Raw genomic sequence first — 25,105 nt, forward strand, 5'->3', positions numbered from 1 at the left:
CGGTATGGACTCAGCATCGACATAATAATCGCCGTCGCGATTCTTAGCATTGTTTGCGCGTCGAGCGGGAGAGCTTGAGTGATTCGCCGGCGGTTGCCTGATTTGCTCGCGCGCGGCATCATCCGATGCGCTTTGCGAGTTTCAGCCGCACCCGCCCCCGCCGATCGGCCGCAGAAGCTCTCGCGTGAGTTCTATGCGCGCCCGGTCCTGACCGTCGCCCGCGAATGTATCGGCAAAGTGTTGGTTCATCGGACGGCCGAGGGCGAAGCCGCGGGACGCATCGTCGAGGCCGAAGCGTATCGTGGGCCGCTCGATCTCGCGGCGCATTCGTCGCGCGGCCTGACGCCTCGCACGCGGGCGATGTTCGGGCCGCCCGGTTTCGCCTACATCTACCTGCTTTACGGAATCAGTTGGGCGATCAACCTCGTCGTCGCCAACGAGGGAGAGCCGCACGCGGTGCTGATTCGCGCGCTCGAGCCGGTGCGCGGGCTCGAGCTGATGGCGCTGCGGCGGCGCAAAGCCGCGGAATCGCGCGAGCTCACCAATGGTCCCGGCAAGCTGACGCAGGCACTCGCGATAACCGGCGCCGACTACGGGCGCGATCTGTGCGGCGACGTGCTTTTTCTTGAGGAGGGAGAGGCTCGCGCGATTCGGATCGGGCGCTCGCCGCGCATCAACGTCGACTATGCCGGCGACTGGGCTCACCGGCCGTGGCGCTTCTACGAGCGCGGCAGTCGCTACGTATCAGTACGGCCGCGCGACTGAGTGATCATTCTTAGCTACGCAAAAGGTTGCGCCGCAGCTTGCCGGTCGCAGTGCGCGGAAGCTCTGCGGTGAATTTGATCGCGCGCGGACACTTGTAGTGAGCAAGCCGAGCGCGCACGAAAGCCGTGAGTTCTTCGACGAGCGCCGCGCCCTCCTGCGATCGATCGCGCAGCACGACGAATGCCTTTGGCTTGACCAGCGCGTCTTCGTCTTCGAAACCGATCACCGCCGCCTCGAGCACCTGCGGATGAGCCATGAGAACGGCTTCGACCTCGATTGGTGAGACCCAGATGCCGCCGACCTTGAGCATGTCATCCGAGCGCCCGGCGTAGTGATAGAAGCCGTCGGCGTCGCGTGAATACTTGTCGCCCGTTCGCATCCAACCGTCGACGAACGTGTGTGCATTGGCTTGCGGATTGTTCCAGTAGCCCACGGCAATCGCAGCACCGCGAAGCCACAGATCGCCGATTTGATCGATCGCCGCTTCGCGGCCGTCTTCGTTGCGAATCGACACTTCATAGCCGGCGACAGGACGGCCCGATGATCCACGGCGGACCGCACCTGGCCGATTCGAAATGAAGATATGAGTGCTCTCGGTCGATCCCAGCCCGTCAAGGATTTCGACGCCGACGTGCTCCGCCCAGTGATCAGCCACCGCCGGCGGCAGCGCTTCACCCGCCGAAGTGCAGATGCGCAAACTTCGCGAGAGCGGTTCGTGATCGTTGCCGAGATACGCGAGCATCGAGGCGTAAAGCGTCGGCACGCCACAGAAGATGGTCGGCTGACGCACCCGCATCACGCGCACAACGGCTTCAGGAGCCGGCCGCGCTGCCATCAGGATCATCGTCGCGCCCGCATGCATCGGGAAGATGCAGGCGTTGCCGAGCCCGTATGCGAAGAACAGCTTCGATGCCGAGAAGACAACATCGTTTTCGCGAACCCCGAGGACACGCTCGCCGTAGAGCACCGCCGCGTGGAACAGATCGGTCTGCCGATGCATCACGCCCTTGGGACGGCCGGTACTGCCCGAAGAATACTGCCAGTAGCCGATTGCGTCGGTGTCCACTGGCTGCGCTTCAATCTTGTTGGATTTCGCCGCGATGAACTCCTCGAAGGAAATCGACGTTATCGGCAGCGGCGCGTCGCCCTCGGCAACAATCACTGCGCGAAGGTCATGCGACGCGTGGAGCGCAGTGATCCACGCTCCCGCGACAGGCGCAGATAGCGCCGCGGCGACTGCACCGCTGTCGCGCAAAATGAAATCGTAATCATCGCCGGATAGATACGTATTGATGGGAACCGGCACCGCGCCGATCTTGAGCGCTCCGAAAAACATCGCGGGAAACGCGATCGTGTCGAACAGGCATAGAATCACGCGATCGCCCGCGCCGATGCCATAGCGCCGCAGCGCCGCCGCAGCGCGATTAACCAAGTCTGCCAACTCCGCGTACGAATGCGATCCCGCGTCATCGATGAAGGCGGTTTTCGCGCCGCGTCCTTCGGCAATATGGCGATCGATGAAGTATGCCGCAGCATTGTAGCCGCTCGGCACTTGCAGCGGTGCGTCATGCGATGGGTTATGTGTTCCGGTCGGCATCGTGGTATACGCAAGATAATGCATATCTTTGCCGTAGGAGCAAACGGTGGCTGCGAGCCGAAAGATCGTCCGCGCTGATGCTGAACTCGAATCCGCCGCCGGAGCCGCTCGCACTCGCACTGCCTACCTGAAGCTGCTCGGCGCGCGGGTGCGCGACGCGCGCGCCCGTCATGGCATGACGCGGCGGATGCTGGCGCGTGACTCGGGCATCTCCGAGCGATACCTCGCCGAACTCGAATCGGGGCGCGGCAACTATTCGATCGTGATGCTGCGGCGGCTCGCCGCGTCGATCGATGTCCCGCTGGCCGAGCTGGTCAATGAAGCGCAGCCGCCGCCGGTCGAGTATTCATTACTCGTCGAGCGCCTGCGGCGCCTGGAACCTGCGCAGCTCGCCGAGGCAACCGCGATGCTCTCGGCGCGCTTCGGCGATCTCAGCGGCCGTCTCGATCGCATCGCGCTCATCGGACTGCGCGGCGCGGGCAAAAGCACGCTGGGAGCGCAACTTGCCCAGCATCTGGGCTGGCAATTCGTGGAGCTGAGCCGCGAAATTGAGAAGGAAGCTGGAGTCGCGGTGAATGAAATTTTCGATCTGTGGGGACAGGCGGCATATCGCCGCTACGAACGACGCGCCCTTGAGCGTGTGCTGCGAACGTATACCAAGGTGGTGATCGCCACCGGAGGCGGGTTGGTGTCGGAGCCAGCTACCCTCGAGCGCCTGCTCGATTCGTGCTGGACGGTCTGGATCAGAGCGAAACCGCAAGAGCATTGGGAGCGCGTAATCAGCCAAGGCGATCTGCGCGTGCGCGAGGGCACGGAAGACGCGCGGGCTCTCGCCGATATGAGGAGAATTCTCGGCCAGCGTGACGAACTCTACGGCAAGGCCGACGCCGTTCTATCGACCAGCGGAAAAACGGTTCGCCAATCGCTTCGCGATTTGATCGCACTCGTCGATGCGCCCAAGCGCAAAAAGACTCACGGCCATTGATGCAATATAATGTTTGCGATCTTGGTTTTTATGCACTATGATGCATGCCATTCCCGTACGGAGCAGAGCCCATGATCGACTTTCAGACCGAACCGTCGCGTTATCGCCATTGGAAGCTCAGCTTCGACGGCGCCGTGGCGACGCTGGCGCTGGACGTCGATGAAGCGGGCGGCCTTTTCGCGGGCTACGAACTGAAGCTCAATTCCTATGACTTGGGCGTCGATATCGAGCTTTATGACGCCATCCAGCGGCTGCGCTTCGAGCATCCCGAAGTTCGCAGCGTGATCATCGCGTCAGGCAAGGAGCGCGTTTTCTGCGCGGGCGCCAACATCAGGATGCTCGCGCAGTCGGAGCACGGCTTCAAAGTGAACTTCTGCAAGTTCACCAACGAGACGCGCAACTCGATCGAAGACGCGACCGAGAATTCCGGGCAGCGCTACCTGACCGCGATCAACGGCGCATGCGCAGGCGGAGGCTACGAGCTCGCGCTCGCCACCGACTACATCTTGATGGCCGACGATGGCTCGACGTCGGTATCGCTTCCCGAAGTTCCACTGCTCGCCGTGCTGCCGGGAACGGGCGGGCTCACGCGTCTTGTTGACAAGCGGATGGTGCGGCGCGACCGCGCCGACTTCTTCTGCACGACCGAGGAGGGGGTGCGCGGCCGGCGCGCCGTCGATTGGCTGCTCGTTGACGAAGTTGTGCCGCGCACGCGCCTGATGGAAGTGGCGTGGCAGCGTGCTCTCGAATCCGCGCAGCAAGCGCCGCACACCGACGTGCATGGCATAGCGCTCCCGCCGCTTGGGCGCGCGATTGAGACCTATCGAATTTCGTACCCTCACGTCTCGATCGAGATCGATCGCGAGCGATCGCTTGCGAACATCATTGTCAAAGGACCGGCGGAGCCGGCTCCTGGAGCCGTCGCGCAAGTTCACGCTCTGGGCGACAGGTTCTGGCCGCTGGCAATCGCTCGCGAACTCGACGACGCGATTCTGCATCTGCGCTTCAACCACGCCGACATTCGTTGCTGGACGTTCCGCACCGACGGCGATGCCCGGCTCGCAGCCGCGTACGATCAGTTGCTGCTTTCCGATCAATCAGACTGGCTATTGCGCGAGGTCCGTCTATATCTGAAGCGCGTTTTCAAACGGCTCGAAGTCAGCTCGCGCTCGATGTTTGCAATGATCGAACCGGGCTCATGCTTCGCGGGTACGCTTCTCGAATTGGCGCTCGCGAGCGATCGCATCTACATGATGAGCGGCCAGCGCGAGGGCGACGAGGCTCCGGCGGCGAAAGTCCTTCTGACCGAGATGAACTTTGGCCCGCTGCCGATGTGCAACGGCCTCTCGCGTCTCGCGACCAGGTTTCTCGGCGATCCGCAAAAGCTCGAAGCGCTGCGCGCGAGCGTCGGCGCCGAGCTCGACGCTGAGACTGCAAATGCTCTCGGCCTCGCGACCTTCACTCCCGACGACATCGATTGGGACGACGAGGTGCGCCTCGCGATCGAGGAGCGCGCTGCATTTTCATCCGACGCGCTGACCGGCATGGAAGCATCGCTGCGTTTCGCTGGTCCGGAGACGCTCGAGACCAAAATCTTCGCGCGCCTTTCCGCCTGGCAGAACTGGATATTCCAGCGGCCCAATGCCGTCGGCGAAAAGGGCGCGCTCAAACGTTACGGAACGGGACAACGCGCCGAGTTCGACCCGAGGAGAGTTTGATGGCTATCAATTACTCAGAGCGAATTCCCAACAACGTTTCGCTTTCCGACAATCGCCGACTGCAACGTGCGCTCGAGGAATGGCAGCCGCATTATCTCGACTGGTGGCGCGAGCTCGGCCCCGAGGGTTTCCAGCAGAAGGACGTTTACCTGCGCACGGCGACTTCTGTCGATGCGGCAGGCTGGGCGACTTTCGGCTACGTGAAGATGCCGGACTATCGATGGGGGATTTTCCTCGCCGAGCCGCAGATCGATCGCCGCATCGGTTTTGGCGAGCATAAGGGCGAACCGGTCTGGCAGGAAGTTCCGGGAGAGCATCGCGGAACGCTGCGCCGCCTCATCGTGACGCAGGGCGACACCGAGCCTGCCTCAGTGGAGCAGCAGCGGCATCTGGGCGCGACCTGCCCGTCGCTATACGATTTGCGGAACCTGTTCCAGGTGAACGTCGAAGAAGGACGGCATCTGTGGGCGATGGTTTACCTGCTGCAGGCGTTCTTCGGCCGCGATGGACGCGAAGAAGCCGAGGCGTTGTTGCATCGACGCTCGGGCAGCGCCGACAATCCGCGCATCCTGGGAGCATTCAACGAGCGAACCCCCGACTGGTTGTCGTTTTTCATGTTTACTCACTTCACCGATCGCGACGGCAAATACCAATTAGCCAGTCTCGCCGAGTCGGGGTTTGATCCGCTCGCTCGCACTTGCCGCTTCATGCTGACCGAAGAGGCGCATCATCTATTTGTCGGTGAATTCGGCGTTGGCCGCGTCGTGGCCCGTACCTGCGAGCTGATGAAGCAGCACAATACGGATCAGGTCAGCGCATTTGGTGGAATAGCGCTCGCGCTGATCCAGAAATACATAAACTTCCATTACTCAGTATCGGTCGATCTCTTCGGCTCCGAGCTATCGACTAACGCGGCCAGCTATTACAGCGCCGGGCTCAAAGGCCGATTCAAGGAAGCAGCAATCGACGATGATCACCGCCTCGTCGAATCCACCTACCGTGTTTTGCGGCCCGAAAGCGGCAAAATCGTGGAGCACGGCGAGCCTGCTCTGCAGGCGCTCAATGAAGCTCTGCGCGACGAGTACGTGTCAGACTCGGCACGCGGCGTGGCCCGCTGGAACAAGGTCATCCGCGATGCCGGAATTGACTATGAGTTGAAATTACCACACCGCGGATTTCATCGCGCGATCGGCCTCTTCCGCGATGTCAGCGTCACGCCCGACGGGGCGATTATCCCCAGAGAAGAATGGGAGCGGCGCCAGGATGAATGGCTACCGACCACGGCTGAGCGGCAATTCGTCGGTTCGCTCATGAAGCCGGTCCTGACGCCGGGTGAGTTTGCTTCGTGGATCGCGCCACCGCCTCGGGGCATCAACCATCGGCCGATTGAGTTCGAATACGTAAAGCTCGACGAGTAGCGCGTGCCAGCACGAAATCGAAATCGATCGACTGCGCACCATTCGACTCGCGGCGGCAATCCACTACCAGGGAAGGTCGCGAGCCGAATACTGCGTCGGTTTCGAGGTAGCGGTCGCCATTGATGTACAAGGCAGTGGTCAGTATGTGGAAACCGGGCGCCGAGACTATGAAGTGAATATGCGCGGGGCGAAAGGGATGACGTCCCAACCCGCGCAGCATCTTGCCGACCGGCCCATCGTCGGGTACGGGATAGCTCGCGGGTTTGACAGTTCGGAATGCGAAATGACCCCTCGCGTCTGAGCGAAGCCGAGCGCGCAGATTCATTCCGGACTGGCTTTTGTCCTGCACGTCATAGAGTCCGTTCGGAGCGGCCTGCCATACGTCGAGCAGTGCATCGCATATAGCTCCGCCTTCGGCAGAACGGACCGCGCCTCGAACTTCGAGCGGCTCGCCAGGCGTGCCGTTCGAAATATCAGCGCCGAGCTGCACCTCCGGTGCGCTAAGGCGATAGAAGGGGCCAAGCAGGCTCGACTCGGTAGCGCGCGCGCCTGCATCACGATGCTCCATGAGATCGACCAGTGCGCTCAATCCGAGAGTATCGGAAAGTAATATGAATTCCTGACGCTTATCGTCCGTGATATGTCCCGCGGCAGTCAGAAAATCAATCGCGAGACTCCATTCCTCGGTAGTCAGATGAACGTCGCGCGCGAACTGATGCAGGTGACTGACTAGCGACTCCATCACTTGCTTTAATCGCGGGTTAGGGCTATCCGCAAGCCGTTCGAGAACTGCGGCTGTAATGCTTTGATCAGTGAGCTTTTGGCCTGCCATGGTCAGAGAATCCGTTTCACGTCGTCTTCGATACGAGTGCCTTTGAAAAAATCCGGGTTGACATCGGTCTTTGCGCGCACCGGGTTGACGAACGCGAAGTCGCGGAAGTCATCATTCGTGATTAGCCCATCCTCGACCAACTCATACGCTTCGCAAGCGGCGTCGCGCATGTCAGGCAGGTCGAAATGACCGATATCGGAGCTGTAGACGGCGGCCAGTCGCGAGCGCATCGGGAGCTTTCGACTGTCGAACGCGAGCGCAGTCAACTTGTCGTCACCTTCGCATCCAAAGAAAAACTTCGGCACAAAAAGATCGCGGATGTCCTGCTTGCTCGTGATATTACAGCGAGCGAACTCGTCACGATCACCCGGATCGACCGCCGCGCCCCAGAGCAGGTCTGACTTGTCTTCGCCAAGCTGCGAAGCCACAGCGCCGTACTCACCGCCATGCTCACGAAACAGGGAAACCAATTGCGCATCGTTCAGCCTCGAAGGATCGCATGATGCAACTGCCGAGAGATTCCGCTTGTCCCAGTGACTAATCAGATCGCTGAATAACGTACATGCCCAGCCAACGCCGCCTTCCATGAAAGAGAATCGAAGGTCGGGGAACCGAGACGTTACGCCGCCGAGAAATAACGCTTTGCAGATTGAATCTGCCGACGCGGCGAAGTGGCCGATATGGTTGTAAACGAAGTTCGATACCGACGCGCGCATCCCAAGGCCGGAACTCGGTGAATGAAACGTCGGCGCAACCTTGAGCTCGAGGCATTTCGCCCACACCGGATCGTAGTCGTGTTCGCTGTCCAGACAAAAGTTATCGAGCCAGTATGCATAGCGGGCCGCTTCGGGTGTCTTTCGCGCCACGGCTGGTATCGGCCGGCGCACGAACGACGGCATCAGGATCGCCTTCAGTCCGAGCTTCAATACTGCGTATTCGAGTTCGTCGATCGCTTCTTTGGGCGAATGCATCGGAATCAACGCGACCGGCGTCATCCGATCTGAGTATTCGCGAAAGATCTGTGCATGCAGCTCGTTGTAGGCGCGGCAGCCGGCCAGACGTAATTCCGGTTCAGGATAGTGCAGCACGAACATCCCCATGCTGGGATAGATGATTGCGAAATCGAGTCCCATCTCGTCGAGGCGCTTATATAAAAGGTGGGGAAGCGAGCTGGTGGCGCGGTCGAGAGTATTTTGCGTCGGATGAACCCACCATTGTGGCCGCGGCACTCGCATGTCGAGTCGATCGGCGGGCGACAGGCGATGCCACCTGAACGCGAAAGGACTGTCGGGCAGTGACTTGAAGCGATCGACGACTTTCGTGCCGCCAACCTTTTTCAGAAAATCAAAGTAGGCCGGCTCAAACTCAGCGATGTGTCCGTCGGAATCGACTATGGGGTGAGAGAGCCGTTCGCGAATCATTGCCGACTTGGTTTTGGTTGTCATTGCGATTCGATTGATCCTCGCTCAAGCCTCGGGCCTGCGACCGTGATAGGCATTGTCCAGAAGCACTCGAATTCTTTCTCGCGAAATTGGACGAGGATTGTAGTACGGATTCTGCACTGCGAGATCAGCGGCCCGATCGAGGTCGCTTGCCTGTATTCCAAAATCGCGGAGCGACATTTTCGCCCCGACTGCGACGCCGAGGTCGTACAAGCCGGCGGCTGCGCTTTTTGTCCCGAGGGCCGCTGCGACTCTTGCCATCGCTTCCGGTATCGCAACGGCGTTGTAAGCGACAACTTGAGGAAGAATCAGCGTATGGGTTTCGGCGTGCGGCAGGTTGAACGTTCCACCGAGCGTATGGCAGAGCTTGTGATGCAACGCCATACCTACCGCTCCAAGTGAGGTTCCGCCGAGCCACGCTCCATAGAGCGCGTCGCTTCGGGCACCGATGTTGCTCGGCTCGCGCGCGACAATCGGAAGACTCTTTGCCAGCGCCCGAATTCCTTCTTCGGCAATTATCGAGATGATCGGATTACGATCTTCGGCGTAGAGCGCTTCGACGCAGTGCGCGATTGCATTGATGCCGCTGGCGCCGGAAAGAGCCGGCGTCATCGTGATAGTAAGTAGCGGATCATAAATGACGGTCTTGGGCAGCACGCGCGGATCGCGGCCCGTCTTCTTGATGCCATCTTCGGTGAGGCCCCAAATCGGCGTCATCTCGGAACCCGCATATGTAGTAGGTATTGCGAGAATCGGCAGATCCGACACCAGCGCAATCGCCTTGGCAAGCCCGGTCGTCGAACCGCCGCCGATCGTCACACAACAATCGGCGCCGATTCGCTCGGCCTCAACCCGAGCGGCATTCGCCGTTTCGAGCGGCACGTGCATCAGCGCGCGATCGAATATCCCCGCCGCTCGTTTACCGAGGCGCCGCGTCAATTCTATTGCATCGCGGCGCTGCTCCGGGGTGGAGAGAATGAGCGCGCGCTCCGCGCCCATTCGCGCGATCTCCTCGGGTAATTTGCCGAGCGAGCCGACACCAAAAACCACACGAGCCGGCAGCGATTGATAGACAAAAGGTATCATCCGACTTTCGAAGATCAGCGCCGGTAAAATGGTGGGATCTTCGCGTCCACGTTTACCCAGATGGACTTGGCGCTGGTATAGTCAGTGATTGCTTCGAAACCCATGTCACGGCCGTATCCCGAACTACGCACCCCGCCGAATGGTGACCCAGGATTCGCACGCTTGTAGCAATTGATCCAGACCATGCCACTTATCATCGCGCGAGCCACCCGATGCGCGCGACTGAGATCGCGGGTCCACAGACCGCCGCCGAGTCCGTAGACGGTACTGTTCGCGATCGCGATAACTTCTTCTTCGTCGTTGAATGTAGTGACCGTCACGAACGGGCCAAATACTTCTTCCCGGCAAACGCGATCACCCGGGCGCGCGCGCACTACTGTCGGCATCACGTAACAGCCGCGATCGTATGCCGCTCCCGATGGAGCCTTGCCGCCGAGAAGGACTTCGCCACCTTCATCGCGTGCTACTTTGCAGTATCCCAGTACTCGATCACGATGCATCGTCGAAGTGAGCGGTCCCATCTCGGTAGTGGGGTCTAAGGGGTCGCCGATACGAATCGACGCCGCGAGTTTGAGAAATCCGTCGAGGAATTGATCGGCGATCTTTTCGTGCAGCAGCAGGCGCGAGCCCGCGATGCAGGCCTGTCCCTGGTTATGGAAGATAGCAAAGGCGCTACCGCCGATCGCCGAGGGCAAATCGACATCAGCGAAAACAATATTAGCGCCCTTGCCACCAAGCTCGAGTTGCACGCGCTTCAGATTACCGGCCGAAGCTTCAACGATCTTCTTTCCAGTCGCAGTCGAACCGGTAAACGCAATCTTTTGCACACCTGGATGGGAAGCGAGATATTGTCCGGCGATTGGACCGTATCCGGGGACAATATTTACGACTCCCGGCGGGAATCCGACCTCGCGGATGAGTTCAGCGATTTTCAGTGAGCTGAGCGGCGTCAACTCGGCGGGTTTGAGCACTACACAATTGCCCGCGGCGAGCGCCGGGCCCATTTTCCAGCTCGTGAACATGATCGGGAAGTTCCACGGCACGATCTGCCCAACTACTCCGATCGGTTCCCGCAATACATAGTTGAGGAATCCCTGCTCAACTGGAACTACAGTTCCCTGAAGCTTATCGGCCATGCCGCCGAAATAGCGAAAGGTTGCCGCCGTGCGTGGAACATCGAGTCCGAGCGCGTCGCGAATCGGATGGCCGGTATCAAGAGACTCTACTTCCGCAAGTTCATTCGTATGAGCTTCTATCGCGTCAGCAAGGCGCAGCAGCAGTCGGCCGCGATCGGCGGCTGCCATGTCGCGCCACGCCGGAAATGCTTTCTGCGCCGCATCTACTGCGCGATCGATATCGTTGGCACGCGCTTCGGCCACCAGTGCGAGCCGCGAGTTGTCATGCGGACTCAGGCTTTCAATCCTGCCGCCGTCGAGCGCGTCAACAAATTCGCCGCCGATGAAGAGCCGGGTCTGAAGAATCATATCGATCTCGAACCAACTAGAAATCGACCGGGTTGGGTTTCAACTTTTTCTTCGCGTACAACTCGGGCAATGTGGAATCGTTATTCTCCCACACCAGCAGCATCGAACGCTTCGGTGAGTATCCCTGGTGGCGAATATCGGCCGGCATCGCCGCGACGTCGCCGGGCTTCATAATAACTCGCGCGCGCGGTGCGCCGCTCTCGCGATCCTGTACGTCCCATTGAATCTCATCGGTGAGCTGCACGAACCATTCGACGCGATCGTTACCGTGAATGATTGGCAACATGAATTCCTCGGTGGTCGCACAAACCTGGCTTTCCTTCACCGCCGAACAAACCGAGGGATTCCACGTCACGTCGGAGCGCGATACGTAGGCGAAGAAGTTGAACGCGTGAACTTCATTTTCGAAACCGGGTTCCGCATGCACTTCCGGTTCGTCCTGATTCACATCCGTGAACTGACGGTTAACGGGATTGCCGGCGGCATCGGAGCGCTTGGGAATATCGCCTTTGAGGCCGACCATGCGATCGGCCACGAGGCGCTGGCGTGAAATTGCCTTCTGATTGCTGCCGCGCTTGGGTCCGAATGGCGACGAGGTTTCGGCGGGCGCTGCAAAAGGATCGAAATCCGCGTTCGTCCAGTCTTCGAGCATCGACGCGAACAAATTGCGCACCTGTTCGCTCTTGAAATTTTCTACGTATTGTTTGTTCTGACTCTTGTAGCCGGCATTATACAGTCCGGCAAAGACGTCAACGTTCCCGTAATGGTTAGTGGTGCCGAAGACGGAATCAAAATTGACTATACCGTAGAAAAAGTTCCAGGAGATATCCCGCATCAGCGCGCGCAGGAACGCGTCCACCTGCATTGTATGGCTGCCACCGGGCCATGAGATGTGCGCAAAATACTCGTCGCGCTCGAATTGGAAGCTTCCAAGCGAGAACGGCCGGTAGCCGAAATCGTTCACGTCCTGCGGTGCCTTTGTTTCAGCCATTGCAATTCCCCGAATCGTCACTTCTGACAAATCTCATTCCAGCGTTCCGCCGTCAGATCGCCTTGTAGCGTTTGCAACAGCACAACACTCGGACTGGTCGCGTGAAACTGATACGCGGAGCCCTTGGGCAAGAGCGCCATGTGACCACGGCGCGCGACGATGTATCCCATGCGCTTTCCGCGGGGACTGCCCTCGAGCATCGTCGTGCCTTCGTGATTCTCATCGACCAGCGGAGCATCGGGCTTCATGAGCCGAATCTCGACTTCGCCGTCCATCACGATTGCGGCTTCGTCGTGTCCGGCGGCGTACCAGGGCGAAGTGCCCTCGGCGCGAATCGCCTCGAGTACATACTTGAGGTTCTTACCGACGGCGACCTTCTCGTAAGGTTCGGATTTCGACGCCACCTCGAAGATATTTGAAAATACATAGTTCTTCGGATCGTCATTGATTATCTGGACGCCGCCCTTTTCGTAGTTGTTAAGCGATCCGAATCGTGTCTGCCGGGACATGATAAATCCTCCGCTTAATGATGACCCGCGGCGCGCACGACGGTTGGATATCCAGGCGGAATCTCGATTCTGGCTTTGCGTTTCATCGCTTTTTCGGAGAGCCGCTCGACGAGCGCGGCCTTTTCCCGTTGGCGCCGCGCGTCCCGTTCCTTGATTTCCGGCAATACTTCGCGGCCAAACAGATCGATCGACGACGATAACAATTCATGCGGGATTTTCCCGGCTTGAGAGAGAAACAACACCTGGTCAACTCCGGATGCCTCAAAACTCAGAAGCGCACTGCGTATCTGCTCAGGGGTGCCGACGCAGTTCTGTGCGCCGGCTCCGGAGGCGAGTGGATCGTTTACTACCGGCTTTGACGCCTGGTTCTTGTAGCTCTCCCACAAGTTGGTCTTGCCGGGCTCATGCTGACCGAAGAATGCATAGTGCCCGAGGCCGTACATGAAGAAGCCGTGATTCTCAGCGGCCACGCCGCGCACCATCTGCTCATCGCGATCGCAAAGGAACGGGCACGCCATCGCAATATTCGGATTGATGGCGTAGCCAACCGGCTCGCATTCGTTCTCGATCGTCGCGTAGTAATCGCGAACCCACTGGCGCGATTCCTCGGGCGACACGAACGCGAACGTCAGCGCGCCAAGTCCGAGGCGTGCCGCCAGCAGAATCGTCTCGCGCCGCGAGCACGCAAGCCAGAGCGGCGGATGCGGCTTCTGCAGCGGCTTGGGTACGACGTTGCGCGAGGCGGCCTTGATGAATTTGCCCTCGATGCCGGTGAACGGCTCCTCGACCAGCATCCGGGTGACGGCCTGCAGACCTTCCATCCACTGCGTGCGCTTGTCTTCCTGCGCGACGTTGAATCCGCCGAGCTCGACCTCGCATGCACCTTCGCCCGTGCCGAAATCGCAGCGGCCGTCGCTTATCAGGTCGAGCGTCGCGATTCGTTCCGCAACACGCGCGGGATGGTTGATGTAGGGCGGCATCTGCACGATGCCGTGACCGATTCGAACATTTTTCGTGCGCGCCGCACAGGCGGCAAGAAAAATCTCGGGTGCCGACGAGTGCGCATACTCCTCGAGGAAATGATGCTCGGTCGCCCACACATAGTCGTAGCCCCATCGATCGGCGAGCTCGACCTGCTCGATGGCATTCTTGAGCAGGCGATGTTCCGAATCCGGCGCCCATGGCCGCGGCAGTTGATGTTCGTAGAACCCGCCAATCTTCACGCGCTTTAGAACCTCCCAACCGATTGGTTGATATACGTACTGATACCTATGCGATGACCGCTAGCGCGGATGTGCCCCGGCGTCAAACGCGCGCCGTATCCCGACGAACGAAGATCGCTGTGGATGAGATTTGAAGCTCCGGCTGCGGGAGCGGCGGCGAAGATATAGACTCGTGGACGAATCGCAAATGCTCCGGCTTCACTACTCGAATCGCCTCGACGCGCTAATCGATCCGCTCGCGGATGCGATCGCGCGGGCACAGCGAAACGACCCACTCGCACCGGTTCAGATTATCGTTCCGAATCGGGTCGTGGAGCGATTCATCAAGTTTCGTGTCGCCGAGCAAATCGGCGTCGCGGCGAATCTCCGCTTCCCTTTTCTGCGCAGTTTTCTTCGCCGGCTGATCGAAGAGGCAGAGCCCGAACTTCGAATTGTCGAAGGCGACCAGCTTCAGATCGTTATCTTCGAGGTACTGCGAGCGACGATTGGCGGCGGCGATGGCGGAATGAAGCCGGCGGCCGATTACATCAGAGCCGGCGCCGGAACTCCCGCCGATCTCGAGACGCGCGCGATACAGCTGAGCGGCAGAATCGCGTCGCTCTTTCGCGAGTACTCAATCTCGCGTGAGGCGGTGCTCGACGCATGGCGCCGGGGTGTTGCTGCGCCGTTCGCGGGCAGTGACGAGACCGGACAATGGCAACGCGAATTGTGGCGCGCGATTTTCGATGAGCACCGATGCCTGCGATCTCAATTCGTCGCGACTCCGGGCGATCATTGGATGATGCTGCCGGATGCGATCACCGTGGCCGATCCCCGTCGACTCGGCGAAGCCGGGCGCGGAACGATTCACATATTCGGCCTTGCCTACGTTGGCACTGCATTCGCGCGGATCTTCCGCCGTCTCGCGCAGGTGATGGACGTTGAGATTTACGCGCTCAACCCGTGCCTCGAGTTCTGGGAGGACCTCGACACTTCGCGCCGCGCGGTGCGCAATGACTGGGCGCGGCGTGGAGTTCGGCTCGGCGCCGCGCTCGATAATTCCGACGATCCGTTCAAGCTGCAGGACGCCGACACGCTCGCGCTTCAATATTGGGGTCGTCCGGGGCGCGAATATATCAGGCTCCTCAACGAGCTGACTGATTGTGAATTCGAGCCGCATTTTGTGGAAGCGAGCGAGGACTCGCTACTGCATCGCGTGCAAAACGACATCCTGCTGCGCAGCGCTCAATCCGAACCCGTGGCGACTGGTGTGGGCATGCGTGATGACGCATCGATCAGATTTCTCGCCTGTCCCAGCGTGCCGCGCGAAGTCGAGATCGTCGCGAATCGGATTTGGTCGCTCGTCAAAAGAGACGATCGCGGACTGCGATTCCACGAGATTGCCGTGATGATTCCTGAATTGTCGCGGGATTTGTATTTGCCGCACATCGAGGCCGTGTTTCAGCGGCTTCACGATTTGCCGATCGATATCGTCAGCCGCAGCTACGCCAGCCGCAGCCGCGTCGCCGAGGCGATCGAGCTGATGCTCGATTTGCCGCTTGGCCGCTTCTCGCGGGATCAGATGCTGCGCCTGATGACCCATCCTGCGATCGCGCGCCGCGGCGTCGAGTCGGGGAGCGAGCAGTGGCCGGCATGGACTCGCGCGCTCGGGGTTTACCTCGGCGCCGACGACGCCGATCTCGGCAACACTTATATTCGCGGCCTTTACCATTGGGACCAGGCGCTCAAACGGCTCGCGCTTGGAATTTTCATGGAGGAGCGGGCGGGCGATGAGCGGCTATTCGAAGCCGGCGAGTCCGCGCGTCTGCTGCCGCTGGATCTGCCGCAGGACGAAATCGAAAACGTGGCGCGGATGGCACGGGTGGCGCGCGGCCTCATCGCCGACGCGATTCGGATGCGCTCGGAGCGGATGCCGCTGCAAGAGTGGTCGAGGTTCTTGATCGAATTTATCGCGGCCTACGTTCCGCTCGGCGATGCCGACGACGAGAGCGTGCGTGCGCGATGTCTTGCCGCGATCGAGTCGATCGCGCATCACGAGCTTGCGACCGGGCCGGTATCGTATGAAGTCGCGCGCATCCTGGCTCGCGACCAAATCGCGACGGCAGAAGGCGAGGAGGCGCGGCTCAGCGGGCGCGGCGTTGCGGTCGGCTCGCTTGCGGTTTTGCAGTCGCTTCCGTTCAAGGTGATTTTTCTGCTGGGGCTCGGCGAGGGAATCTTCCCTGAGCGCGAGCGGCGCGATCCTCTCGATCTGCGCGGCGCGCGGCGGATGGCCGGCGACGTCTCGCCCGCCGATCGCGATCGCTACCTGTTCCTGCAGACAATCCTCGCCGCGCGCGAGCGGCTCGTGCTGTCTTATGCTTCGCGCGACGCACAGACGGGCGATCTGCTCGAGCCGTCCTCGGCAATTCGCGAGTTCCGCGAGATCCTGCGCTCGTATGTGGATGCGGAGACTTTGAAAACGCTCACGATCGATCATCGGGTGAGCAAGCACGACGAGAAATATTTTCCCGAACTCGCCGGAGCGATTGAGGACCGGCCGACGGTCGAGGGCGAGAGCTTCGACTCAGCGGCGCGCCGCGGCGCACGGATGGCGGCGCTGCGCCGCGATCTGATCGCGCACTGCGCGGGTGCTTCGCTCCCCGCCCGAGGCGCAACGGTTCTCTCCCGGTTTGATCCTGAACTCAGCGCCGCGCTTCGAGCGCAGCTGCGCCTGATTGAGCTGCCCACTCCTGCAGCGGCGGCGGGAACCGCGCCCGACGAACTGCGCATTCCGATCTCAGCGTTGCGGCAATTCCTCGAATGCCCGTTGCAGGGCGCCGCGCGCTACGCACTCGGAATGAAGGAAGATGAGAGCGAGGAAGCCGCCGAAGACGAGCCACTCGAAATCCCACGCATGGATAACACGGTCCTGATGCGCGAGGTTTTCTGGGCGGCGCGCGGCGACTTTGCCTTCGCCGCGCGCGAATACGAGCGCGCGTTCAGTATCGCGCAGATGCAAGGGCGCGCGCCCGCTGGATCGTTTGGCGCCGCTGCTCAGACTCGCGATCTTGCGCTGCTCGCGCGATGGCGCGAGCAACTCGTCTGCGCGGGCCTCGACATTTCCCGCGATTGGGAAGAAATCCGGCTCGGCCCGGCGGATGAGTTCGCGCGCCCGAGCACGATTCTCGATCCGCTAGTTATCGAGGCTCAAGCGACTCGACCCGACGGTGCCCGTGTCACTCAGCGTGTGCGCCTCTACGGAAGACTCGGGCGCTTCTCGCGAGCGCGCGACGCTTCATTCCAGGGCACGCTGCGCAAAGATAGCAAGTCTCGCGATTTCGTTGCGATGGCTCTGGGAGCGATCGTCCTTGCCGCAGCGGGCGAGCCGATGCCCTCCGAGTTTCGTGCAATCACCCTCTGCGGCGGCGTTGATAAGGCGAGCAATTCCCTCAAACCATCAGTCAGAGAGCTGCCGTTGCCGAGCCAGGAAGACGCGCGCACCTACCTTGCCACCCTGGTATCGGACTTGTTGAGCGGCGAGAACTTTTATTTCTTTCCGATCGAAGCGGCGGAGATGTGCCTCAAGGAACCGAAAAAAGGCGCGCCGCCGCGCGACCTGCAACAGACCGTCGTCGACATACGCGATAACGATTTCGGCTCGTGCGCTTCCGACTATGGACCGATTCGTAATGCGCGGCGCTTCGAGCCGCCCGACGACGAGCAAATCAGACAGATTCTCGCGCGACGATACGTTCCAATCGCGGCGATTTTCGAAACGGGAAGGCGCAGGAAGTGAAGGCGCTCGCGTACACGCAGCCTCGCACAGTGCGCAATCTGGCGCTCGATCGCAACGCGATAATCGAAGCGAGCGCCGGCACCGGCAAGACTTTTACTATCGAGCACCTCGTCGCGCGGCTGCTGCTCGAAACTCCGGCGTCGATCGATCGGATACTCGTTGTCACGTTCACTGAAAAAGCAACCGGCGAGTTGCGGAGCCGGATCCGCGGCGTGCTCGAACGGATTCTGCGCGGCGACGAGATGCACCCGGAGTCCGATGCCGAAACGATCGAGCTCGGCAGCGCGCAGCTCGAGCTCTTGCGCCGCGCTGTGGTCGCGTTCGATAGCGCGCCGATTCATACGATTCACAGTTTCTGTCGGCGCGTGCTGTCGGAACTGGCCTTCGGAACGGGCGCGCGTTTCGGGCTCGAACTCGTTGACGGTCAGCGCGCGTTTCACGAGGCGATGCGGGCGGCGCTGCGCGAGACGCTCGCGCGCGAAGATGAACCGCGCGGGCTGCTCGAGACCTGGCTCGAGGACGAAAATCGCAATCTGATCAAGCTCGAAAAGCTGCTCTATCAGGCGCATCAGGCGCGCTGTCTCGAAATGGATCTGCCGGCGGTTGAAGGCGAGGCGCTGGAGCCCCGCGTTGTCCGCGCGTTCCTGCCGCAAATTACGGCGCGCCTCGAGCAGATGAAACAGGAGCGTGGCACGCTTGACTACGCGGACATGCTTTCGCGCGTGCGCGATGCGCTGCGCGGCGAAGTGGGGCCGGCGCTGGTTGTGGCGATACGCGCGCGTTACAGCCACGCGCTGATCGACGAGTTCCAGGACACCGACGATCTGCAATGGGAGATTTTCCGGCGCGTGTTCGTTGAGAGCGGCGGCGCGAATCCCATATTCCTGATCGGCGATCCCAAGCAATCGATTTATTCGTTTCGCGGCGCCGATGTGCACGCGTACGTGGCGGCGCGCCGCGAGCTGACGCACACGATCGGCGTCGTGCCGCTGGTGAAAAACTTTCGCGCGACAGGGCGTATGATCGAGGCGCTCAATTTGATCCTCGATCAAAAAGCCCCCGAGCCGTTTTTTTCAAGCGCCACGATCGATATCGCATACGACCATCCGGTCGAATGCGGTAAACGCGAGCTGCGCGCGAGTACCGCAGGCAACGAGATCGTGCCGGTCGTCGTTGTGCGCCTGGCGTCGGACGGCACCAGCGCGGGAAAAGCCCGGCATGCGCTCGGCACCTTTATCGCCGATGAGATCCACGCCCTGCTGAAGGATCCTGACCGTGTGATCGAGGTTCGCGATCACGGTGTCGCCGCCAAGCCGGTCAGCCCCAACGAGATTTTCGTCCTGACGCGCACGACGCGAGAGAGCGAGGAGGCTGGAAGATACCTGCGCGCGCGCGGCGTGCCGTTTGCCTTCTACAAGCAGGAGGGATTGTTCCAGACCGCGGAGGCTTCCGACGTGCTCGATGTGCTGGCTGGAGTCGCCGATCCGTCGCGGCGCTCGAACCGCCTGCGCGCGTGGGCCTCGCCGTTTTTTGCAATACCCTTCGCGGAGCTGCCGCGGCTGCTCGATGTTGACCCGTCACATCCGCTGAACGATCGCCTGATGCAATGGAAATCGCTCGCCGATGCGGAGCGATTCGCGGAACTTTTCGACGCACTACTCTACGCAAGCGGCGTCGCCGATCGCGAACTCCTGCTATCTGATAGTGAGCGGGAGCTCACCAACTACCAGCAGATCTTCGAGATCCTCCTGGAGCAGGCCGCTGCGAAGCGGCTCTCGCTCGCCGAGCTGGTGGAGCTGCTCGACGATTATTTCCACGAGCGCGCGCTGCCTCCCGGCAGTGATCGAAACGTGCAGCGCCTGGAGAGCGAGCGCGCCGCTGTTCAGATCATGACGATTCACAAGGCCAAGGGCCTCGAAGCCGACGTGGTGTTCATGTTTGGCGGCTCTCATTCCGGCAATGACAACGAGAAGCAAGTCTGGATCTATCACCAGGACGAAACCCGTCGTGTGGCGATCGGAAAAGCGCAAAAGACCGCCGCGAAAGAGCCGATCGATCGCGAGGCGGCTGACGAAGATCGGCGGCTGTCATATGTGGCGATTACGCGGGCGCGGCTGCGAATGTACCTGCCGTTTTTCCCCGAAGGATCGCTGCAGCGCAAGGCGAACGGCTACTATCAGCATCTGAATAGGCGTCTGGCGCAGATGGGAGAGCTTCCGATTGCTAACGATCGCGAGCAGGCGCTGATTGCGGGCGTCGATATCGGTGGCAGGGTCGATCATGACGACGCGGCCGCGGTGCCAGACGACAATATGTTTACAAGCTGGCGGCCGCCACCGGCTCTGCTCGAGGCGAGCTTTGACAAATCAGCTTCGGATCTGAGCGCGCTGCGGGGAAGGCGCGCGGGGCTCAGGATCGAATCCTACACCTCGCTCGCGCGCGGCGTCCGCGACGTCGACGTCGAGGATTTCAAACGCGATAGCGAAGCGGAGCCGGGAATCGTCGCTGACGATCTCGTAGGCGGCGCGAACGTCGGCGTTTTTCTGCACGAAGTGATCGAGCAGCTCGACTTTGAGAGCTTCGAGCATTCGAGCGGGTTCGATGAATGGAAAGCGCGGGCGGAGGTTCGCGACTTGATCGAGCGCACTATGAGGCTCCGCCAGGTCCTCGATCCGCGATGGGCATCGCGCGCCCAGGAGATCGTGTTCAACACGCTCTGCGCGCCGATCGAGTTTGGCGGACAGACCGTCGCTAATGGACTGCGCGCGTGTGACGAATCGCGCGAGATGGAATTCACGTTCCCGATCCCCGAGCGGGCGCATCCGCGGTTTGCCGCGCCAAGCGACGGCCAGTGGCGAACCGAGCGCGGCTTCGTCACGGGCTACGTCGATTTCGTTTTTCGTCAGGCGGGCCGAATCTATTTTGCCGACTGGAAAAGCGATCTGCTGGATTCGTATGCGCCTGATGCGGTCGAGCGCGTCGTGCGCGGGCGCTACGAAAATCAGAAGCTCATCTATTCGATCGGCGTCGTGCGCCTGCTCGGTATCCGCGACGAGCGCGATTACGAGAGCCGTTTCGGCGGCCTGCTTTACGTCTTCCTTCGCGGCATCGCACGCGCGGGCGGCAGGCAGGGCATCTATTTTCACCGGCCGAGTTGGAGCGAAGTCTGCGGCTATGTGAGCGAACTGGGCGCGAAGTTGGGAGCGACAGCATGAGCGCGCCGCGAGTCCAGGTTATCGAGTCGGCGTGGCAGCGCTTCGAGCATCGAAGTGGCGGCGATGCAACGACGCTCGAGGCGTTCGCCACACTCGCCGAGTCGCTGAATCTTTCTCGCGATGCGGTTCAAATCGCCGCTGAGATCGCGTCGTTTGAAACGAGTTTCACGCCGGAGCAGCGCGATGCGTTGATGGCGCTCGTACTCGTCGTGCTCGGCGCTCTCGCGGACGGCAGCACTTGCTTTCCCGTGACAGGGAGCGCGGGCGCCGCGGCGCTGAAGCCGATGCTGCGCGCGCTCGCCGACACTAAGCTCGGAAGCGAAGCGCCAGAGCGCTTTGCGGCGGCGATCGAAAAATTGCTCGACGGGAATCTCGCGACGCAAACGATCGCGCGCGACGAGAACGAATACAAACCGCTCGTGTACTTGAAGCCGTTCATCTATATGCGCAAGCTGCGCGCGGCCGAGCGCGAGCTGGCGCAGGGAATCCGCGCGATGATTAGCAGCGAGCCGACGCCGTTCTTCTCGAGCGACGAATGCGCGTCTAAGGCGGACGAGGTTTGCGCGATCCCGGTTGCGATTCAGAGCGGCATGGTCCTGCTGTCAGGCGAACAGCGCGCCGCAATCGCAGCGGCGGCGCGCCAGCGCTTCACGGTGATTTCGGGCGGACCGGGAACCGGCAAGACCTCGATCGTAATCGCGATCCTGCGGCTGATGGTTCGGCTGGGGCTCGATCCACATGCGATTTCACTCGCGGCGCCGACCGGCAAAGCCGCGAATCGAATCGGCGAATGTATCGTCCGCGCTCTCAATTCGCCCGCCAGGCCGAACGCGATCGATCGCGCTTTGCGCGATGCCGCAATCGAGCCCACGACGTTGCATCGACTGCTTGGCTACTCGCCCAGCTCGCAGCGCTATCGCCATCATCGCAACAATCCGCTCGCGGCGCGGCTGGTGATCGTCGATGAAGGGTCGATGCTCGATCTCGCGCTGATGGAACGCCTGGTCGGTGCGATTGACGAAGGGGCGCGGCTCATCGTGCTCGGCGATGCCGACCAACTGCCATCGGTCGCGGCCGGCGCCGTGTTCCGTGAGTTCGCCGCGAGCGAACAATCGCGGCGTCTCGTGCAGAATTTTCGCATGCGATCGTCCGACGCCGCAGGCAACTCGATTCTCACGGTCGCCAGGCGCATCAACGAAGGCCTTGCGGCGGGAGACGATGTGCCGCGTCGATCTTCGGCGGACGATCTCGCGATGAGCGGCGTCGAGATGCTCGATTCGACACGGCCCGCGATGAAGGGCTTTTTCGATCGATGGTACGCCGAGCGAATCGCGGGTGACGCGACGATCGCCGAGCTCAAACGATCGACTTATGTCGAAGGTGCTGATGGGTTTGGGTCTGAAGACGTTGAGCGCCTGCGGCGGCTGTTCAATTTCGTCGCGGCGTCGCGGATTCTCACCGTGACGCGGGCGCGCGAGACTGGCGCCGACTGGATCAACCGCGCGATGCATCGGCGGGCGGCCGGCGGTGGCTTTCGGGCCGACGACCGACTCCTTCCCGGCGAGCCGGTAATCGCGATTCGCAACGACTACGAACGAATGCTCTTCAACGGCGACAACGGGATCGCGTTGCGCGTGCGCCGCGCGGAGGGCGGCGCGGCGCCACTGATGGCGGTGTTTCCCCGGCGCGACAACTTCGCCGCTTTTCGCGTTGATATGATCAGAGACGCGCTCGAACTCGCGTACGCGATGACGGTGCACAAGGCGCAGGGCTCCGAGTTCGATGCCGTCGCGCTAATCCTGCCGGAGTCGCGAATTTCGCTGTTCACGCGCGAGGTCGTTTACACCGCGGTCAGCCGCGCGCGCCGATCGGTCGTGATCGCCGGGAGCGAGACGGTGCTGGACGAGGCGATCGCCGCTCCCGCCCAGCGTTACTCGGGTCTGCGCGAGCTGTTTGCCGCGAGCTAACTCTTCGCCGGAGTATTAGCGCGCAGGAACTCGCGCACGCGCGCAACAGTGTCGCGCACGTCATTGGGCGCCTTCCAGTTCATGATGATCTCCGCGTTGGGCGCGAGCTTGGCGATGTCGGTCGAGGTCTCCAGCGGGTGATAGTCGTCGTTGCCGCACAGCACCAGCATCGGGATCTTGCAGCTTTTCACGAAATCGCGCGTCACACAGAAAACAAAATCGCCGCCGTACATGCGATCGCGAAACGGCTTGAACGCCGCTGCGTCGATCTCGGGCCGTGCGTCTTTCAACGCCTTGCCCCATCCGTCGAACATCTGGAAGAACAGCTCGCGATTGTTGGGGCTGAGCCCGATTGGCTGCTGCAGCACCGCCGACGCGATTCGCGCGGGCGCCGCTTTCATGATCGACAGATCGTACGAGCCGCCGATACATCCGCCCATCACGTGGCACTGGTCGATGCCGAGGTGATCGAGCAGTGCGAGGTGATCTTCGGTGTAGGTGTGCCATCCGTCGTTCGCGCTGATTGGCGCGATCGACTTGCCGGCGTTGCGCTGATCCATCGCGATCACGCGGAAGTCGGACGCGAACTCGACCGTCGGATCGAACGGACTCTTGTGCCAGAAGTCGATACTCGAGCGCATCCCGCCCGGCGCGAACAGCAGGATCGGAAAGCCGGATCCGAATTCTTCGTAGTAGAGCGAAACGTCATTACGCTTGAAGGTCGGCATGAAATGGGTCTCCTCAAAACCGATTCATAGCAGAAAATCGCGCGAGCTTGACTCCACGGGGCATCCCACGTCTTTAACCCAATAGTTAAATATGCTTGAAACGATCAACTGCGAGAGGCTGGACAAAAGGAGCATTCAGTAGACCATGAGTAACGGATTTTCCAAGTCCCGCCTCGCGCGGGTGCGCGAGGTGATGCGCGGCCACGTCGACAACGGCAACGTTCCTGGCCTGGTCACGCTGCTGTGCCGCCACGGCGAGGTGCACATCGACGCGGTCGGAATGAAAACGCTGGGCGGCTCCGATCCGATGGGCCGCGACACGATCTTTCGCATCACGTCGATGACCAAGCCGATCACGGCGGTTGCCGCGATGATCCTCGTTGAAGAGTGCAGGCTGCGTCTGGATGAACCGGTCGACAAGTTCCTGCCCGAGCTCGCGAACCGCCGCGTCTTGCGCCGTATAGACGGGCCGCTCGATGACACGGTCGCGGCGAGTCGCCCGATCACGCTGCGCGATCTGCTCACGTTCCGGATGGGACTTGGCGCGATTTTCGCTCCGTCCAATCAGTACCCGATTCTAAAGGCGATAAAGGAACTGCAAATCACAGGATTTGGTCCACCGGACCAAGCGACGCCGATCGATCCCGACGAATGGCTGCGGCGTCTGGGGACGTTGCCCTTGATGCATCAGCCAGGCGAACGTTGGATGTACAACGTCGGCTCGTCGGTGCTTGGTGTTCTGATTGCGCGCGCCTCGGGACAGCAGCTCGAAACATTTATGCGTGAGCGCATCTTCGATCCGCTCGGGATGAAGGACACCAGCTTCAGCGTGCCGCCTGCGAAGCTGGATCGGCTCGCAGCATCATATTGGATTAGTCCCAGGAGTGGCGCGCTCGAACTCGTTGACGGCATCGATGACAGCAAGTGGAACCGTCCACCGGCATTCCATGACGGTGCCGCGGGGCTCGTCTCGACTGTCGACGACTACTATGCCTTCGCGCGTATGATGCTGAACAAAGGCGGCTGCGACAGCGGCCGCATTCTGTCGCGGCCTTCAGTTGAGCTAATGACGGCAGATCAACTGACGCCGCAGCAGAAAGCGGTGTCGGGTCTCACGCCCGGACAATTCGAAACGCGCGGATGGGGGTTCGCCATGATGATCGTGACTGCACGCGACGAACTCTGGGCCGTGCCGGGACGCTACGGCTGGGATGGAGGCTTCGGCACTTCGTGGGCAAACGATCCTCGCGAGGACACGATTGCGATCCTGATGACGCAACGCGGAGAGTATCCTGCGTTCTCGCCGGTGTACCAGGATTTCTGGACGTTGGCGTACCAGGCGCTCGACGACTGACGATCTTCTGCTCGCT

17 protein-coding genes are annotated in these 25,105 nt (G+C 61.1%); 8 read left to right on the forward strand and 9 right to left on the reverse strand.

All coding sequences use genetic code 11. The annotated features are described in order from the left end of the window. The first annotated feature begins 78 nt into the window (after positions 1–78). Entirely contained in the window at positions 79–765 is a 687-nt protein-coding gene (locus VMA09_02405; GenBank protein HUA32430.1) for a DNA-3-methyladenine glycosylase, read from the forward strand. Positions 766–775: 10 nt separating this feature from the next. Here the strand turns inward: VMA09_02405 and VMA09_02410 are convergent, their stop codons facing one another. After that, on the reverse strand, positions 776–2,362 hold the full coding sequence (locus VMA09_02410) for a benzoate-CoA ligase family protein (GenBank protein ID HUA32431.1): 1,587 nt from the start codon (positions 2,360–2,362) through the stop codon (positions 776–778). A gap of 46 nt (positions 2,363–2,408) precedes the next feature. Between VMA09_02410 and VMA09_02415 the strand changes: the two genes are divergently transcribed. The 3 genes from VMA09_02415 to boxB all read left to right on the forward strand — a co-directional run bounded on the left by VMA09_02415 (position 2,409) and on the right by boxB (position 6,483). Continuing rightward, complete coding sequence (locus tag VMA09_02415; GenBank protein ID HUA32432.1) at positions 2,409–3,347, forward strand: helix-turn-helix transcriptional regulator; 939 nt, start codon at positions 2,409–2,411, stop codon at positions 3,345–3,347. Between the two features lie 71 nt (positions 3,348–3,418). Next, positions 3,419–5,065: a 2,3-epoxybenzoyl-CoA dihydrolase gene (boxC, locus tag VMA09_02420; GenBank protein HUA32433.1), complete on the forward strand. Its 1,647-nt coding sequence runs from the start codon at positions 3,419–3,421 to the stop codon at positions 5,063–5,065. Then, the gene (gene boxB / locus VMA09_02425) at positions 5,065–6,483 is read left to right on the forward strand and encodes a benzoyl-CoA 2,3-epoxidase subunit BoxB (protein HUA32434.1); all 1,419 of its coding nucleotides are present in this window, start codon (positions 5,065–5,067) and stop codon (positions 6,481–6,483) included. Before boxC ends, boxB begins: the two co-directional genes overlap by 1 nt. On the opposite strand, the gene VMA09_02430 is transcribed toward boxB, so the two are convergent. From VMA09_02430 to VMA09_02460, 7 genes are read right to left on the reverse strand one after another with little or no spacing between them, the layout of a single operon-like run. Beyond that, the gene (locus VMA09_02430; GenBank protein ID HUA32435.1) at positions 6,437–7,315 is read right to left on the reverse strand and encodes an intradiol ring-cleavage dioxygenase; all 879 of its coding nucleotides are present in this window, start codon (positions 7,313–7,315) and stop codon (positions 6,437–6,439) included. The genes boxB and VMA09_02430 overlap by 47 nt on opposite strands. Positions 7,316–7,317: 2 nt before the next feature. Further along, positions 7,318–8,760 (reverse strand): amidohydrolase family protein, encoded by a 1,443-nt coding sequence (locus tag VMA09_02435; protein HUA32436.1) that lies wholly within the window; start codon positions 8,758–8,760, stop codon positions 7,318–7,320. 21 nt (positions 8,761–8,781) lie between these two features. Continuing rightward, on the reverse strand, positions 8,782–9,843 hold the full coding sequence (locus tag VMA09_02440) for a maleylacetate reductase (protein HUA32437.1): 1,062 nt from the start codon (positions 9,841–9,843) through the stop codon (positions 8,782–8,784). Positions 9,844–9,857: 14 nt separating this feature from the next. Next, positions 9,858–11,327: an aldehyde dehydrogenase family protein gene (locus tag VMA09_02445; protein ID HUA32438.1), complete on the reverse strand. Its 1,470-nt coding sequence runs from the start codon at positions 11,325–11,327 to the stop codon at positions 9,858–9,860. Between the two features lie 16 nt (positions 11,328–11,343). After that, positions 11,344–12,318, reverse strand: a complete 975-nt coding sequence (locus VMA09_02450) for a hypothetical protein (protein HUA32439.1) — start codon at positions 12,316–12,318, stop codon at positions 11,344–11,346. A gap of 17 nt (positions 12,319–12,335) precedes the next feature. Further along, a complete protein-coding gene (locus VMA09_02455) occupies positions 12,336–12,827 on the reverse strand; it encodes a hypothetical protein (GenBank protein ID HUA32440.1) in 492 nt (163 codons plus the stop codon). A 14-nt stretch (positions 12,828–12,841) separates the two neighbouring features. Beyond that, positions 12,842–14,050, reverse strand: a complete 1,209-nt coding sequence (locus tag VMA09_02460) for an LLM class flavin-dependent oxidoreductase (protein HUA32441.1) — start codon at positions 14,048–14,050, stop codon at positions 12,842–12,844. A gap of 172 nt (positions 14,051–14,222) precedes the next feature. On the opposite strand from VMA09_02460, the gene VMA09_02465 reads away from it, so the two are divergent. From VMA09_02465 to recD, 3 genes are read left to right on the forward strand one after another with little or no spacing between them, the layout of a single operon-like run. Then, complete coding sequence (locus tag VMA09_02465; GenBank protein HUA32442.1) at positions 14,223–17,825, forward strand: exodeoxyribonuclease V subunit gamma; 3,603 nt, start codon at positions 14,223–14,225, stop codon at positions 17,823–17,825. Further along, on the forward strand, positions 17,822–21,040 hold the full coding sequence (locus VMA09_02470) for a UvrD-helicase domain-containing protein (protein HUA32443.1): 3,219 nt from the start codon (positions 17,822–17,824) through the stop codon (positions 21,038–21,040). The genes VMA09_02465 and VMA09_02470 overlap by 4 nt, the downstream gene beginning before the upstream one ends. Then, a complete protein-coding gene (gene recD, locus VMA09_02475; GenBank protein ID HUA32444.1) occupies positions 21,037–23,007 on the forward strand; it encodes an exodeoxyribonuclease V subunit alpha in 1,971 nt (656 codons plus the stop codon). Before VMA09_02470 ends, recD begins: the two co-directional genes overlap by 4 nt. On the opposite strand, the gene VMA09_02480 is transcribed toward recD, so the two are convergent. Then, on the reverse strand, positions 23,004–23,735 hold the full coding sequence (locus VMA09_02480) for an alpha/beta hydrolase (GenBank protein ID HUA32445.1): 732 nt from the start codon (positions 23,733–23,735) through the stop codon (positions 23,004–23,006). The genes recD and VMA09_02480 overlap by 4 nt on opposite strands. A 145-nt stretch (positions 23,736–23,880) precedes the next feature. Between VMA09_02480 and VMA09_02485 the strand changes: the two genes are divergently transcribed. Further along, positions 23,881–25,089, forward strand: a complete 1,209-nt coding sequence (locus VMA09_02485) for a serine hydrolase domain-containing protein (protein HUA32446.1) — start codon at positions 23,881–23,883, stop codon at positions 25,087–25,089. Positions 25,090–25,105 lie beyond the last annotated feature (16 nt).

The sequence above is a fragment of the Candidatus Binataceae bacterium genome (assembly GCA_035508495.1).
Classification (GTDB): Bacteria; Desulfobacterota; Binatia; order Binatales; family Binataceae; genus JASHPB01.